This window comes from Bacteroidota bacterium (assembly GCA_016713925.1).
GTDB lineage: Bacteria > Bacteroidota > Bacteroidia > AKYH767-A > OLB10 > JAJTFW01.
In genome coordinates this window covers 569,075-584,950 of record JADJOH010000007.1, presented here as the reverse complement: position 1 = coordinate 584,950, position 15,876 = coordinate 569,075, and the positions used below count along the sequence as shown (strand labels likewise).

Below are 15,876 nucleotides of genomic sequence, written 5' to 3'. Positions count from 1 at the left end.
ACTACCCCGACATTGCAACTGAAAAAAAGGATTAACGTTGTACTTCCATTCGGTCTAATAATAAAATGTTTCCCTGTGCATCTCTAATTTCACACAGATACATTCCTGCTGCCAGACCTGATATATTAATTTCCATGGAAGTATTTCCGCTCGCCACGATTTGACCGGTCATGTCGAAAATTTTGTATAACACAGGATCTTTAGTGTTACCTCCAAGGAACAAGATGCTTGTGGAAGGATTAGGATACAGGTAAAAACCTTCCAGTTGTTGCGAGATTTCATTCCGGTTACAATTGGAAGGTTGTATAATGATGCCGTTTAAAACGGATGCTATGGAGGTGCCGCAATTATTGGAAGCTGTTACACTCATTTGCTGTCCGGTAGTGTTGACATAATTATAGTTGATTGTTATATTTTTCGTTCCCTGACCACTAGCAATGTTACCAAGGCCGGCAAGCAATGACCAATTGTAGGTATTAGTATTACTGACGGTCTGGATGGAATAGGGAACCTGAACTTGTCCGGGACAGATCTGCTGAAGCCCTGTAATCACGCCCGGTTTGGAAGGGGCCGCCTGCAGGCTTAGCGTTCGCGCAGAAGAGTATCCACAGTTATTATTTGCGATGACATAGAGCGCCCCACTGGTGAAGGAAGGTCCGAAATCAACAGTAATGCTATTGCTCCCCTGACCGCTGACGATACTTGCTCCCTGGGGCACTGTCCATTGATAACTTGTCGCACCGGGTACCGATGAAAGTATGTAAGCAATACCTGATTGTTCACAGAGGCCGCTAGATGGTCCCGTTACGACACCCGCTATCACAGGATTGTTCAGGAATAGGTTTTTTGTACGCGAAGGACTGGTCCCGCAGGCGTTGTTTGCGGTCAGGCTGATGGCACCTCCTGTATATGAAGCGTCAATGCCCACCGTTATGATATTGGTGCCTGCCCCGGATAAAAGGGTCATGCCTGTGGGAAGTGTCCAGTTATATAAACGGCAACGCGCGACCGATAGTACAGAAAAAGTTGCTTGTTCGCCAGGACAGAGCTTGCTGGGGCCAGAGATAGAGGAAGGCCTAACAGGTACGGATATCTGTAAATGAAGATCAACGCTTACCTCTGTTTGTCCGCAATTATTGGTCACTACCAATCTCAGTGGTCCTGTAATTCCGTCATGCGCCTGTGGAAGATTCCAATAGATGGTAAGGGTATTAGTTCCTTGTCCATTCAACACTGACACATCTGGAGGTAGAATCCAGTTATAGTTGAGGGCACCGTTGACGGGCGGTACCGAGAAAGTCGTGGCCCCGAAGCCAAGGCTGATACATTGCACAGACTGCCCGGCAATAGGAGCCACGAGGGGAGCTAGCCCCTCGTCCGTAGCGCCATCGCAGTTATCATCAATTCCGTTGCAGATTTCACTTGCATCCGGGTTGATATTCGGGTCAGTGTCATTGCAGTCTCCGTCCAGTAAGGAGGAGTTGGGAACCGCCTGGCAATAATATCCCAGAAGGACATCCCCATAGCCGTCACCATCGGCATCACTGTAATACGCCTGCGATTGCCCGTTGCCGCAGCCAAGTCCACAGAATTTCACAATAAGGGCCGTAGTACCAGTACTGCCCGAACAGACTATATCGCCGTTGTCTAGTAAGGCTATGCCGTTGCCGAGATCGGCGTCGGGGTTGGTACCAAATCTTCCGGATCCGATCAGATTTCCGTTAGGATCAAATTTAACAGCAAGTAAATCGAAGATCTGGTTACTGGCATAAATTCCGCCAGTGCAATAGATATTGCTAGCGCTATCTTGTGTTACACGCTGGAAGGTCGAAGTTGTCGATTTGCTATAGGACTTTTCCCACAGCAGATTCATGCTATTATCAAAGTAAGCGATATAAGCATTCTTCTTTCCACCAGTGGTATCATAATTTCCGAAGATGAAAAAACCCGCATTTTTAGCAGTGGAGATACTACCTGTTGTGCTAAAAGCATTATTGAATTTATAAGAAGTAATGGCTGACTGCTGACCGTTATCATCCCATTTACGAAGGAAAATCGTACCGTTGGTTTGATCATTAAATACCGACACATAATTGTCGACACCCGCCAACTTGTCAATCCCTCCTGTCCAATCGGGGTTTATCTGGAGGCAATAAGACCAGACGATGTTTCCGTTCGACGAAAGTTTTGTAATGCGGGTGGCATAGCTGGAGCAACCCGGGTGGTATTGTACATGCCCATAGCAGATGAATTCACCGTTCGAATTTTCAACGGCAATGCTGCCGTAATTATCTCCAAAAGATTGTCCCGTGAGGGTCTGAACCCATTGCTGATTTCCCAGTGAATCCGTTTTAATAATATAACCTGCAGAAAATACTCCTGGTGCATTGCTTTTCCCGAAGGCTCCGTTAATGAGATAGCCGCCATCCGAAGTGGCAATGACACCACCAGCAATATCATGTGCGCCACCGGGGTAAAAAAACACGGCTCCAGAGAAGGTTGAGGTTGGGGTCGTATTTATTCAGAACGATATCCCCGTTGACCCAGTTGTTCAACATATTGATGTTACCAACCGTGACAATATTCCCGTCATTTGTTCTAACGCACCTTCCGTAACCGCTTTGGAAATTACTAGGAAATGTCGCGGTATCACAGGCTTGGCTGAACTCTGGAGAGGAAATATCGCCGGTATATTCCCATACCTGGCCATTCGGAAGAAATGCAAATAAACGGCTGTTGATATTGACAAATGCAGTTGCAGCGTCGGAAAATGGACGGTCGGGAAGTTGAGTCCATGTCTGGGTATTGTCATTGTAATTCCAGAATTCGAAATTATTATTCCCAAAAGGGCCATATGGAATTTTAATAATGAAAGCCTCGGAATCCCTTGATGCAATGTTATAGCGTAGGGTAAACCCTCCGGGAACATTGATCGGTGCCCATGTATTTGGTCCTGAATCATACCGAAAGCCTGAAGTGAATGGTGTTCCGGATGGAGTTTCACCGTTAATTACATAGGGTTTGTTATTCACCACAAATCCCACTCCGTTACGCAAACCAGTTGGCAAGGGCGAAATAGCACTCCAACTATTGAAGCCAGGGTTAAATTTATAAGAGATGGCCTGTACGGCATTGCTATACGGTACCGCACCTCCGCAAATATATCCTTCGCCATTAAGTTCAAATGAACCTGCATCGTGAACCGTATTTGTCGGATAGGAGGCTTTGGCGGTCCATTGGTTAATTACAGGATCATACTCGTAAAAGAGGTTCGTAGAATATCCGCTGAACCATCCCACCCCTGCATATCCTTTGCCGTTTATGCTGAAGGTCTCCAGTGCCTGCATCCCCTGAGGCATGGAAGCAATCTGTGTCCACGAATCATTTTGCGGGTCATAACGGAACCATGTATTTGTTTCAGCGCTCCCGTAAGTATTATTTCCGGCTCCATAATATGCATAATTGCCTATTACGAATGATCCAGCCCGGTTTTTAGCCGGACCATTTTGCTTCTGTACCCAACCATTTTGGGCGTAGCTGCTATTCATCATCCCGATTGCCAGCAGTAAACTTGTTAAGATTTGTTTCATATCAATAGTTTGGTTAATTTTGGGCATAGGAGCTTTCTCGGTTTTCTACTGCTAAATGCTCCCGTTGGTGGTTTGATATTATTTGTCCTTTAATAAACATGGTACAGAACAGGTAACCGATTTTTTAAAAAAAATATGACTTTAAAAATTTTGTGATTGGTGGAAGCGGAAGATCTGGAAAAAATCCGGGCAGGCAATCATAGTCCGATACTATCCTGCTATAATAAATACCGGAATGAATTCCTGCGCTGGGCGGTGCGGAATTTTTCCTGTTCTGAAGAAGAAGCCAAGGACGTTTTCCAGGAAGCGATGATCGGACTTTTCCAGAATATCCGTTCAGGAAAGGTAGTATCACTTACCTCCAACTTCAAGACCTATTTGTGGGCTATCGGAAAGAATCACTTACTTAATCTCATCAAAAAAAACAAACGCCTGGTTACCTTTTCGTCTTCAATGGATATTAAGCTATCAGATCAAATCCATGATGAGATGGCTAAAAAGGAAGAGGATCAGCACAACCATGAAATGGTGAGAAAATACTTGTCATTATTGGGGGAAAATGAACAGCAGATTCTGCGATTCTATTATATTGAGAAACTGCCCATGTCTGTAATCGCTGAGAAAATGGGCTACAAGAACGCCGATGTGGCTAAAAAGAAGAAGTACGAGGTAATGAAAAAACTCGCCCGCCTTATCGCAAATAAAATAAGAATGTTAGTATTGTTCTGAATTGGAAAAAGAGCCGTTAAATAATCTAGAATTGATAGAAGCCTATATGGAAGGGCGCCTATTGGAAGAACAAAACCTTCTAGTAAGAAATCTATTGGAGACTGATCCTGACTTTCTCTCCGAGTTCAGATTATATAATGCTATCGTAGATGGCATTCGCAGTGAGCCAACTGAAGCTTTGCGTAAGGAGATGAAAAAGGCGGATGTAGAATTGGACTTAACACAAGTGACTATCAGAGGCAGGTGGGGAAGTTATTCAAGGGTGGCAGCAGTGTTATTACTTTTTATCCTCGCAGCATCTGTCGTTTATTTTATTAATACTGGAAGGCAAATGGACGCGATACAGCAAGTATATGTAGAAGATCCCGGATTGCCGGTAACGATGAATACAGGATCAAAAACCCTTCTTGATAATGCTATGAGTTATTATAAGACCGGAGATACTGATAAGGCTTTGGCTTTGCTTGAAGAGTTAAGATGGAATTCACCTCAAAACGATACAGTCCAGTATTATCTGGGGGTATTGTTTCTAAAATCCGGCCATCCTTCCAAGGCAGAAAAGCAGTTTGAGTTCGTGCTGCAAACTGAGGTACCATCCGTATTTAAGAATGATGCCGAATACAGACTTGCATTTGCCTTATGGATGCAGAACAAGAAAGTTAAGGCAAAGCAGTTATTAAGACAAATTAAAGACAATTCTTTACATCCTTATCATCAGGCGGCTGTCAGTGCATTAGAGACTTTGGAATAATGCTTCCATATATGTTAATGTCAGGCTTGCTTGAAAGAATTTTATGATTAATAATGCTGTTAACCTGAATAACCAGAATATCCAAAAAAGTTAGCCCGAAGCAGAATTCTATTAACCTTAAATACCTGTATTTCACTGTATATCAAATATATATAAGTCCCGTCCGGACCGCAAAAAAATCCCTGTAAATCAAGTATTTACAGGGATTTGTGGTTTAAAATGGTTAATTCCTTAGTCAAAAATAGAATGTATGTTAGTCAAAATACTCATTTTTTTATTGCAATTTGACCAACTTTTGTGAATTTGAATGGCATATCTCTTATACGTTGTGCATTAACCTTGGCTCGTCGGCTGGCAGCATCTATGATTTCTTGAATAACATTAATGAATTTGACGGCATCAAAGGTTGTATTACAAATAAATCTTGCCTCAGCTGAGGAAATTTTCGATTGCTAATCTCCCCCTTGGCTAAAATTTTGCCATAAATTTTATTTTATATGGCAAATTTCGGAAAATCCGTTTCTAAAATCAGTGAATTCGGTGGTATTAATTCTAAGCACTGATCCATTGAAAGTTTTATAATCTCGCTAGATAATTTTAGTTGAAAATTAGAAAGGCTGTCTCCTAATTTGAGACAGCCCTCTTAAAAAATTGAAAAGATTAACAGAAAAAATTATCGTTTAGGAACATATACCTTGTTTCCGTTTGAGTTGTAGTAATATTGTCCACCGCGAGGCCCGGTATAAATAGTTTGTCCGCTTCCATAATTCCAGGCATCTAAAGAATAATCACGGGCACGAGTACCTTCAGTTCCTGTATTCCAATTAATGTTACCTTGTGTTGAGTAATTATCCCAATTAGTATTGTTGGAACTGGTACGATAATATCCGTCCACATAAGTTCCTGAATTGTTGTAATAAGAATCCACCCCGATGGAGTTTGTGTTCCAGGTCTGTGCATGTACTACAGCATTAGAGATAAGGAGCGCTGCGATAGCAATGAGCTTTTTCATATTGATTATGGTTTTTCCTTTTTGCCTACTCTAGTTCAGTTTTCGGCTTCCCTGTTGTTGTATTTTCATCCTTTATGGCGGACTACTTTAAAAAGTAACATAGCAAATCATTAATATTTCATAATAACTTGAAATTAAGTAATATAAATTACTTTAAGGGATTATTTTCTGCCCATTCCAGGCTTTTTCGGAATGAGCGCTGCATATAAATTGCGGTAAATTTCAAATTCTTGATCTACATGTAAAGGCCTATCAACTAGCCTTTGGAATCAAAATGAAACCAGATCATTGCTGGGCAGGACAGCAAGCAGTAATTGATGCATTAAATGAACCTCACGGCCACAGTCAGAGGCTACTTCCTAATCAGCTCTTCTGTGATTTTCAAAATTGACAGCGCCCTTTCTTTAGTGGCTTTTATAGCTAGCTTGATGATAACATCAGCCAAAGCAAAGTTTCCTTCTAAAAAGCGAGGTAATGCGTAATTGTTCTTTGCGAAGGCATGCTTAATTTCCAAATACATATTTTTCGTCAGCATAGTATCTAATTTAGGCAGAAGTAAAGGTTTTTACAATTAATTGGAAATGCCTTATCAGGAATTGCAGCAAGAGCTCGATTCAAATACTGAAGGGCAACTTCAAAATTGAAGGCCTTAAAGCGTCCAACTTTATCTCAGCAAATTTGCAATTCTTTTTAGAACAAAATCTAATACAAAACAATCTGCAAAATACTTTTCAAATACTACAAATTAAATCTAACTTTACCTGCAAATCAAGGACCTCAATTGAGGCCTTAAATAAAAACTATATGTTGAAATACATAATTTTAATGCAATTAAGGACAAGCCAAATTGCTGCAATAATTTTTCTACTGGCCTCATTAAATATTCAAGCACAAGATTCTTATGATGTTCTGAAATCGAAGTACGATTCACTGAAAATGGATGGTAATTTAAATGTGGCCTTGTCAATAACCAAAGCCATGAAACAAATGGAATTTGAACAAGAAGGTGATACAAGCCTCCGATATGCAGTCTCATTTAGATATATTGGAAATTGCTTTTTAGACGCTGATTCTTCTTTGATTTACTACAATTTGTCAAAGCAATGTTTAGAAAAACAAAATCGAATATTACATCCGGATTATGCAAATAGTCTACGCTGCGAATTGATGTTTGCCGGTGCTAATCTAAGCTGGATAGGCGAGCAGGCCGAGATGCTGCAGAAAACTGGAGATGATGGCATCCTGACGGCAGCAGAAGTATCTGCACTTGACCTTAGTCAAACAAAACTTGTAGTATTATCAGCCTGCGAAACAGGACTTGGTAAGATTGAAGGCAGTGAAGGTGTATTCGGTTTGCAACGGGGCTTTAAACTGGCAGGTGTAAAGCAATTGATTGTAAGTTTGTGGTCAGTGCCAGACAAAGAGACCATGCAGCTAATGACCACTTTCTACAGCGACTTGGCAATTACCAAAGACACGGTGAAATCTTTTGCCATGGCTCAAACTAAAATGCTCAATAATTATCTCGATAATCCCGAAAAATGGGCGGGGTTTGTACTTGTGCGGTGAGAAAAATATAATTTAAAATGAATCTAAGAATTGTTTTTTATTTATAATTATTTCAAGTCCGTCAATAGTTGCGGGACAGTCTCAAACTGAAATTTTAAAATCGAGTGCTGATAATTTGAAGCAAAAAGGCAACGCATTTTATAGGGCAGGTGAAATTGATTCGGCTATTTATTATTACCTTAAGGAGCTACAGATTAAAAAAATAGTTTATGGTGTTGAGAGTTCAGATTACCGCTTGGGCCTTGAAAATATTGCCTTGATGTATGTAACCTCAGAAAATTCTAAGGAAGCAATAGCTTACTATACGAAACTGCTTGATGCGTTGCCCCTTAATACTATTACAGATAGTACTGAATACTTAAGATTTTTAATTGTAGTAGCTGATATTTATGAGCAAATTGATGATTTTGAGCATTCAATAGAATATCAGATAGTAATATTAAGTTATAGAAAAAATTTGCTTGGTGAAGAGCATCCAGACTACGCAATTAGTTTAAATGAACTTGGAGTTCAATATGAAAAAATAGGTGCCTACAATTCTGCAGAGACCTATTACTTAAAAGCTTTAGATATTCGCAAAAATGTTTTAGGGAAAGAACATCCGGATTATGCTGCGAGTCTGAACAACATTGGCCTCCTGTACTCGATCATAGGAAACTACGATTCGGCCATGAAATATTTAAAAATGGCGCTAGAGATCATACAGAAATTAGTCGGCAAGGAACATATAGCCAATGCTACAATTTTAAATAACCTTGGTGGGCTATACTTAAACATAGGCGACTACTTATCAGCAGAAATCTGTTACAAACAAGCTATTATTATACGTAGAAATGTTCTAGGAGAAGAACATGTTGATTATGCTATGAGTCTAAATAATGTAGGTGCTTTTCTCATAGAAATGGAAGATTACAAAACTGCAGAGTCTTTTTTAAAACAGGCCTTGGTTATTCGTAAAAAAGCTTTACGTGAAGATCATCCTTACATTAATATCACTCTTAATAATCTTGGAGTGCTATACAGTAAAATGGGGGAACATAAATTGGCGGATTTCTTTTTAACTATGGCTTGTGAAAATACTAAGAGAGTAAATGGTAATGAACATCCTGACCATGCTATTTGTCTTGATAATCTTGGAGGATTGTATATGGACATGGCCGATTACACTTCTGCGGAGGGTTGTGTAAGAAAGGCACTCGAAATTAGAAAGAATGTATTTGGCGAACAACATCCAGAATACGAGGTAAATTTAAGTAATCTTGGAATAGTTTATTCTAAAATGAGTGATTACCAATCCGCAGCCTTCTGCTTCAAGCAAGTTTTAGAAATTAATAAGAGAAATCTCCTTTCAAACTTTAACTGGCTTTCAGATGCAGCAAAGAAATTGTTCTGGCAGCATAAAGAATATATTTACAGTCTGCTACCGTCTTTTTCAATCTCAGTATATTCCAGCCAACCATCTGCATCCATTCTTTCATACAACATTTCTCTTACCTCAAAGGGAATATTACTTGACAACACTCGTGGTTTTTCAGCATGCTATTCAACAATTAAAAGATACAATTTTGCAGAAGAACTACACAGAGTTGGGCAACCTTCGGAGAATAATTATCAATTTGGAGAGTATGGGCAGTACTACCAAAGTACAGCTAGATGCCCTACGTTCCGAAGCAGATTCATTGGATAAAATTTTAGTTGGACAGGTCGGTGAATATGCAGCATTGAAACGTTACTTTGAGTTGTGTTGGACAGATGTGCAGCAAGGCTTGCAAGATAACGATGCTGCCATCGAGTTTGCTCGTTACTATGATGATAAGGACACTTGCTATAAGTATATGGCTCAAGTAATTCGTAAAGGATATGAATACCCACGCCTTGTATATCTTTGTGCGGAGAAAGATCTTCCATTCACGAACATTAGTAGTAATCTTCCAAAACTCTATAAATTGGTATGGCAACCGCTGGACACACTTTTAAAAGGAATTACTACCGTCTACTATAGCCCTGACGGCCGCTTATCATCGGTTCCATTTCATGCACTGTGTAGCAACGATACAGCGGGATGTACCTACCTGATAGATCAGTTTACTTTGCATCGCCTCAGTACAACGCGTTATCTGGCCGATAGCACCTTGATCAAGACCAAAAACCTGGAAGGAAGCATCGCTTTGTTTGGTGGTATACAATACGATGTACTACCCGATAGCACTAACCGTAAAAAAGAAGAAAGCAACGAAGATTTTCTGCTGTCCAATACGCTACAACGCGAAAGCACCCGTGGTGCCATGAGTTATCTTCCAGGGACTAAAGCAGAGGTGGAAGGTATCGCTCCGCTATTTAAAAATCTACTTTGGACGACCAACCTGAGCACAGGCACTTTGGCTACGGAAACAGCATTTAAAATACTTTCGGATACCCGAAGCCCCTCCATCATCCATATAGCTACGCATGGCTTTGCCTTCCCCGACAAGGATGAAAAGCACAAAGAGGGCAAAGGCATGATGATGATGACAGCGAACAATCAGCAACAGCAGTACAAAGCCGCTGAGGATCCCATGCTACGCTGCGGATTGATGTTTGCCGGCGCTAATCTAAGCTGGACAGGCAAGCAGGCGGAGATGCTGCAGAAAACTGGAGATGATGGCATCCTGACGGCAGCAGAAGTATCTGCACTTGATCTGAGTCAAACAAAACTTGTAGTATTATCAGCCTGCGAAACGGGACTTGGTAAGATTGAAGGCAGTGAAGGTGTGTTCGGTTTGCAACGGGGCTTTAAACTGGCCGGTGTGGAGCAATTGATTGTAAGTTTGTGGTCAGTGCCAGACAAAGAGACTATGCAGCTAATGACCACTTTCTACAGCGACTTGGCAATTACCAAAGACCCGGTGAAATCTTTTGCCAGGGCTCAAACTAAAATGCGCAATAATTATCCAGATAATCCCGAAAAATGGGCGGGGTTTGTGCTGGTGAGGTGAGAAAAATATATGCTACTATTTTAACAGAATTTATGAAAATATTCTCAATTATTATCAGAACAATTAACAACGCAAATTACTTAATTACAATTATCAGCATTTGTATTTTAAATGTGCTAACTAATACGACATCCTATGGTCAAGTCAAGCAAACTGAAATTGTTTGGAGAGAATATTTAGAAGCAACAAGCAAACAAGATTATGAAGCCGCATTAAAACCTATTTCACTATTAGTAAAACAGTTTCGAGAAATTAGCAATGAAGTAAATAAGGATACAATATATGCTATATACTTAGGATTTCAAGCCGACATTTATGAAAAACTAGGCATCTTTGACAAAGCAATACTATGCTATAAAGAACAACTCTTGATATTTCAAAATGTTCTAGGTGATACAAGCATTTATGCAATTCTCACAACAAGAAAAATAATTCTAATTTACAATACTTTAAATCAAGACTCTTTATCAATTAATTATCAGAAAGAATTAATTTCTATTTATAACAAAACTCATTTTGATGATATTCGTGAATTAGCAGGCGCTCACGAACATCTTGCTTATTCATATTTGACAATAAAAGATCTTACAAGCGCAGAAAAGGAATTAACATCAGCGTTAATACATTACAGAAAAGACAAGAAGAATAGCAAAAAAGAACTTTTATATATCTTGAAGTCATTAGATGCCATTTACGAAGAGGAGGGTGATTATAACAAATCAATAATTAACCTAATTGAAGCGCTTGAATTAACAATAGAAATTTACGGTATTAAGCATGAAAAAACAAGCGTTTTGCATAACAATATTGCGACAACATACAACAAGTTATTTGAGTTTAAAAAAGCCAAATATCATATGGAAGAGTCGCTAAAAATATGTGAAGAAATTAATGGTAAAAATAATATAAATTGTTTAACATGCTTAAGCAATATATCTTTACTATTTGCGGATATGGGAGATTACACAAATGCAATTAATTATGCAAATATGTCCAACATTATTCGTCAAAATTATTTTGGAAAGTCAAGCAAAGAAATGGCTGACGGATTAACCTGTTTGGGTAGCATAAAATTTGGAATGGGCAAGTTAGATGATGCGATTAGTATAATTGAAGAAGCTATTGAAATTTATAATTATCTCAAATTAACTACTACAGTAGATTACTCTATTGCACAAAATAACCTTGCTCAATATTACAAAAGCAAAGGTGATTTTGACAGGGCGTTACAGTCTCAGTTAATTTCACTTGAAATTGATTGTCACCTATTTTTTGAGACGCACCCTCGTTTAGCACAAGCTTACAACAATCGTGGGAGTCTATTTCATGAAGCCGGAAGCCTTGATAGTGCATTATACTATTATGAAAAGGCACTTGGAATTAAGAATTTAAACTATGGAGAAGGTCATCCTGCTACGGCTCTTGAATTGAATAATATTGCAACGGTATATTCTGATTTGGGTAGATTTCAGGAGGCTATATCCCTATACACAAAAACCTTAAATATCTATATAGAAAAAGTTGGGGAAAATCAATCAGCTACAGCTATTGCATATAATAATATAGCATATGTTTATGGCAGGAAAGGTGACTTTCAAAAATCAATTTACTATTACGAAAAATCTGAACGTATTCTTTCCGGTTTGCCTTTTAAGAAAAAAGCTGATTGGGCTTTAGTCAAAAATAATCTTGGGACAGCCTATTCAAATATAGGAAATGATGAAATGGCCGTTCGTTATTACGAAAATGCGTTGGAGTTATATCGTTTATATTATGGCAAAGATAATCATCATGCAGCTGTGTGTTTGAATAATCTCGCAATGACTCATGAAAGAAAAAAAGAATACAAACTTGCTATAGAATATCAAAAAAAGCTATAGATATTTACAAGAAATATCCAGGATATCATTCTTTAGAACTAGCTACTTGCATAAATAATTTAGGCTTTATTTATGCATCAATATTTGAGTTTGATAATGCTATAAATTGCCATGAGGCTTCCTTAAAAATTAAACAGGATTTATTAGGAAGCACCCACCCTGATGTAGCATTATGCTACAACAATTTAGCTGAAACAAATCGTTCCATGGGAAATTTAATGCTTGCTCTTGATTATCACAACAAAGCATTTTCGATAATAAAAGCCTTTTATTGTAATTTAGAAGGCTATAAATCTGATCTGTCATGTTCTAGACATCCCGACTATTTACGGTGTTTAAACAACCTTGGTGCAATCTATGCTGAATTGGTTAATATTGATTCTTCACATTTTTTTTATAATCAGCTACTGAACAATATTAATTCTAATATTGTTGCAAATTTTGCATGGCTTTCTTCTGACTCAAAAAAATTGTTTTGGAAAATGAATGAAGTTTATTTTGATCGATTTGTTTACTTTTCATCGGTAGCATATAAATTTAGTTTGCCAACATCTTATCTTTCATATAACAGTGCCCTAATTGCCAAAAGTCTTGTTCTTGATGATAATCTTGGCTTTCAACAAGCTATCCGATCGTCAAATAATAATTTAGTCCAACAAAATTATAAAGAACTGTTTCAACTTCGCCAAAGGCTAGTTAATTTTGAATTCAAGACTGGAGTACATGATTCTATAAAAAATAACTTAATAAATAAGGCGGACTCTATTGATAAAATTTTAGTTTCAGAGATTGGTGAATATGCTTCCCTTAAACATCGTTTTGAATTAAGATGGACAGATGTGCAACAAAGCTTACAAGTTGACGAAGCTGCAATTGAGTTTACTCGTTATTACGACTATCAGGACACCTGTTATAAGTACATGGCTCAAGTAATTCGTAAAGGATATGAATACCCTCATCTTGTAAAACTTTGTGCGGAGAAAGAACTTCCATTCACGAAAATTAGTAGTAACCTTCCCAAACTCTACAAATTGGTATGGCAACCGCTGGACACACTTTTAAAAGGAGTTACTACCGTCTACTATAGCCCTGACGGCCGCTTATCATCGGTTCCTTTTCATGCACTGTGTAGCAACGATACAGCGGGATGTACCTACCTGATAGATCAGTTTACTTTGCATCGCCTCAGTACAACACGTTATCTGGCCGATAGCACCTTGATCAAGACCAAAAACCTGGAAGGAAGCATCGCTTTGTTTGGTGGTATACAATACGATGTACAACCCGATAGCAGCAACCAAAAAAAAGAAGAAAGCAACGAAGATTTTCTGCTGTCCAATACGCTACAACGCGAAAGCACCCGTGGTGCCATGAGTTATCTTCCAGGGACTAAAGCAGAGGTGGAAAGTATCGCTCCGCTATTTAAAAACTTGCAATGGACGACCAGCCTGAGCACAGGCATTTTAGCTACGGAAACAGCATTTAAAATACTTTCGGATACCGGAAGCCCCTCCATCATCCATATAGCTACGCATGGCTTTGCCTTCCCCGACAAGGATGAAAAGCACAAAGACGGCAAAGGCATGATGATGATGACAGCGAATAATCAGCAACAGCAGTACAAAGCCGCTGAGGATCCCATGCTACGCTGCGGATTGATGTTTGCCGGCGCTAATCTAAGCTGGACAGGCAAGCAGGCGGAGATGCTGCAGAAAACTGGAGATGATGGCATCCTGACGGCAGCAGAAGTATCTGCACTTGACCTGAGTCAAACAAAACTTGTAGTATTATCAGCCTGCGAAACGGGACTTGGTAAGATTGAAGGCAGTGAAGGTGTGTTCGGTTTGCAACGGGGCTTTAAACTGGCCGGTGTGGAACAATTGATTGTAAGTTTGTGGTCAGTGCCAGACAAAGAGACCATGCAGCTAATGACCACCTTCTACAGCGACTTGGCAATTACCAAAGACCCGGTGAAATCTTTTGCGGGGCTCAAACTAATATGCGCAATAATTACCCCGATAATCCCGAAAAATGGGCGGGGTTTGTGCTGATACGCTAATTAGCTATTTTTTCTACCTTTTTTGGTTAAGTTGAAATAGTATTCAATTGATCCAAATAAAAGCTTGATTAACAAACTATTAAGTATAGGGTCAAACTGTTACTTTTTAGGCTTTGAAGGCATTAATGAATATAACACAATAATTTCTTCAACCAAATTGAAACATTCACGGGCTTAACACAACTCACATACCGAAATGTCCTATATCATATCTTTACAGCATAAATGCGGCTCACTTTAGGCAATAGATCAGAAAAAACTCAGCGATCAGGATATCATACTCGGCATTCAGAATGGCGATGGGTATTTTGTTAAACATTTATTCCTTCTTTGTAAAGGGGAGATTACCAGATATGTGACCAACAATAACGGTTCTAAAATTGAAGCAGATGACATCATTCAGGAAACAATCATTGCTGTTTTTGAAAAAATCAAGGACAATCGCTTTAAATTGAATTCAGATACAAAATTGAGCACTTTCCTTTTTGCTGTTGGAAAATATAAATGGTACAATGAACTTCGTAAAAGAAGAGTAATGACTCCATTTCCAACTGAAAATGGATTCGATCTAGAAGATGATCTTGAAAATTATTATTTAAAGGAAGAACGTTACGAACAACTAAAGAGACTGATTGAACGTCTCGATGAGGTGTGCAGACAAATACTTAAGGAACGTTACTGGTTAAGGAAAAAATTTGAAGAAATAAAGATTAGTAGTTGCCGTTCAGTTGATGCGTTAAAAATGAAAAGTTCACGCTGTCACAAGCAATTAAGAGAACTACATGGTTGATTCAACTGAAAGCACCGATCCACATAACCAGGAACACTTAATAAGTGATTACCTTAATAATCATCTCGATCCGGAAGAGCGCCTTGCATTCGAAAGGCTTCTAACCTCCGACCCTTTACTTGCTGATGAGCTAAAGCTTCAAAAGGAACTGGCAGAAGCAATAAGGCGAATGGAGCGTGAAGAACTCAAACAGCGGATAGTTGAAATTAACAATGATTACGAATTAGAGTTTGAAGAATATAGTCAAATGACTTATGCTGCAGCCTCAGCGAAACATTATTCTAAGCAAAAAACAGCAGTAAAACCCAAAATTCGGTATGTATATTCAATAGCTGCTATATTGACAATAGTTTTAATCAGTAGTGTCATTGTGTATTTTCAGATTCATCAAAAATCAACTTCGAAGAACAGTTTTGCGGAAGAAAATCTCCAACTGATACAACAACTAATAACAATTCCATTTCTAAAAGCACTCCGAACCCAACGGCAATAACAAAGCAGGAAATTCATCAAGAGTATTG

Annotated in this window: 12 protein-coding genes; 8 read left to right on the top strand and 4 right to left on the bottom strand. The window is 39.0% G+C overall.

The window, feature by feature from the left end:
* Positions 1–31: 31 nt before the first annotated feature.
* Positions 32–2,485 (bottom strand): T9SS type A sorting domain-containing protein, encoded by a 2,454-nt coding sequence (locus IPJ86_10535; GenBank protein ID MBK7887700.1) that lies wholly within the window; start codon positions 2,483–2,485, stop codon positions 32–34.
* A complete protein-coding gene (locus IPJ86_10530) occupies positions 2,457–3,590 on the bottom strand; it encodes a hypothetical protein (GenBank protein ID MBK7887699.1) in 1,134 nt (377 codons plus the stop codon). The genes IPJ86_10535 and IPJ86_10530 overlap by 29 nt, the downstream gene beginning before the upstream one ends.
* Positions 3,591–3,746: 156 nt before the next feature.
* On the opposite strand from IPJ86_10530, the gene IPJ86_10525 reads away from it, so the two are divergent.
* Together IPJ86_10525 and IPJ86_10520 are read left to right on the top strand one after the other, a co-directional pair.
* The gene (locus IPJ86_10525) at positions 3,747–4,319 is read left to right on the top strand and encodes a sigma-70 family RNA polymerase sigma factor (protein ID MBK7887698.1); all 573 of its coding nucleotides are present in this window, start codon (positions 3,747–3,749) and stop codon (positions 4,317–4,319) included.
* Positions 4,320–4,350: 31 nt separating this feature from the next.
* Positions 4,351–5,070 carry a tetratricopeptide repeat protein gene (locus tag IPJ86_10520; protein MBK7887697.1) on the top strand — a complete coding sequence of 240 codons (720 nt, stop codon included), beginning with the start codon at positions 4,351–4,353 and terminating at the stop codon, positions 5,068–5,070.
* 673 nt (positions 5,071–5,743) lie between these two features.
* On the opposite strand, the gene IPJ86_10515 is transcribed toward IPJ86_10520, so the two are convergent.
* Positions 5,744–6,082 (bottom strand): hypothetical protein, encoded by a 339-nt coding sequence (locus IPJ86_10515; GenBank protein MBK7887696.1) that lies wholly within the window; start codon positions 6,080–6,082, stop codon positions 5,744–5,746.
* Between the two features lie 352 nt (positions 6,083–6,434).
* Positions 6,435–6,617, bottom strand: a complete 183-nt coding sequence (locus IPJ86_10510) for a hypothetical protein (protein MBK7887695.1) — start codon at positions 6,615–6,617, stop codon at positions 6,435–6,437.
* Between the two features lie 269 nt (positions 6,618–6,886).
* On the opposite strand from IPJ86_10510, the gene IPJ86_10505 reads away from it, so the two are divergent.
* From IPJ86_10505 to IPJ86_10480, 6 genes are all read left to right on the top strand, one after another.
* On the top strand, positions 6,887–7,651 hold the full coding sequence (locus tag IPJ86_10505; GenBank protein ID MBK7887694.1) for a CHAT domain-containing protein: 765 nt from the start codon (positions 6,887–6,889) through the stop codon (positions 7,649–7,651).
* Between the two features lie 115 nt (positions 7,652–7,766).
* Positions 7,767–9,338, top strand: coding sequence for a tetratricopeptide repeat protein (locus IPJ86_10500; protein ID MBK7887693.1), 1,572 nt, complete (start codon positions 7,767–7,769; stop codon positions 9,336–9,338).
* 1,260 nt (positions 9,339–10,598) lie between these two features.
* Entirely contained in the window at positions 10,599–12,506 is a 1,908-nt protein-coding gene (locus IPJ86_10495; GenBank protein MBK7887692.1) for a tetratricopeptide repeat protein, read from the top strand.
* 206 nt (positions 12,507–12,712) lie between these two features.
* Positions 12,713–14,557, top strand: coding sequence for a CHAT domain-containing protein (locus IPJ86_10490; GenBank protein MBK7887691.1), 1,845 nt, complete (start codon positions 12,713–12,715; stop codon positions 14,555–14,557).
* A 363-nt stretch (positions 14,558–14,920) separates the two neighbouring features.
* The gene (locus IPJ86_10485) at positions 14,921–15,355 is read left to right on the top strand and encodes a sigma-70 family RNA polymerase sigma factor (protein MBK7887690.1); all 435 of its coding nucleotides are present in this window, start codon (positions 14,921–14,923) and stop codon (positions 15,353–15,355) included.
* Entirely contained in the window at positions 15,348–15,848 is a 501-nt protein-coding gene (locus IPJ86_10480; protein ID MBK7887689.1) for a hypothetical protein, read from the top strand. Before IPJ86_10485 ends, IPJ86_10480 begins: the two co-directional genes overlap by 8 nt.
* The last annotated feature ends 28 nt before the right edge of the window (positions 15,849–15,876 follow it).

What these genes read in the sequence shown, in the direction of transcription:
- IPJ86_10515 (MBK7887696.1), bottom strand. Translation starts at nt 6,082, where the DNA reads ATGAAAAAGCTCATTGCTATCGCAGCGCTCCTTATCTCTAATGCTGTA.
- IPJ86_10495 (MBK7887692.1), top strand. Translation starts at nt 10,599, where the DNA reads ATGGGCGGGGTTTGTGCTGGTGAGGTGAGAAAAATATATGCTACTATT.
- IPJ86_10490 (MBK7887691.1), top strand. Translation starts at nt 12,713, where the DNA reads ATGGGAAATTTAATGCTTGCTCTTGATTATCACAACAAAGCATTTTCG.
- IPJ86_10480 (MBK7887689.1), top strand. Translation starts at nt 15,348, where the DNA reads ATGGTTGATTCAACTGAAAGCACCGATCCACATAACCAGGAACACTTA.
- IPJ86_10505 (MBK7887694.1), top strand. Translation starts at nt 6,887, where the DNA reads ATGTTGAAATACATAATTTTAATGCAATTAAGGACAAGCCAAATTGCT.
- IPJ86_10510 (MBK7887695.1), bottom strand. Translation starts at nt 6,617, where the DNA reads ATGCTGACGAAAAATATGTATTTGGAAATTAAGCATGCCTTCGCAAAG.
- IPJ86_10530 (MBK7887699.1), bottom strand. Translation starts at nt 3,590, where the DNA reads ATGAAACAAATCTTAACAAGTTTACTGCTGGCAATCGGGATGATGAAT.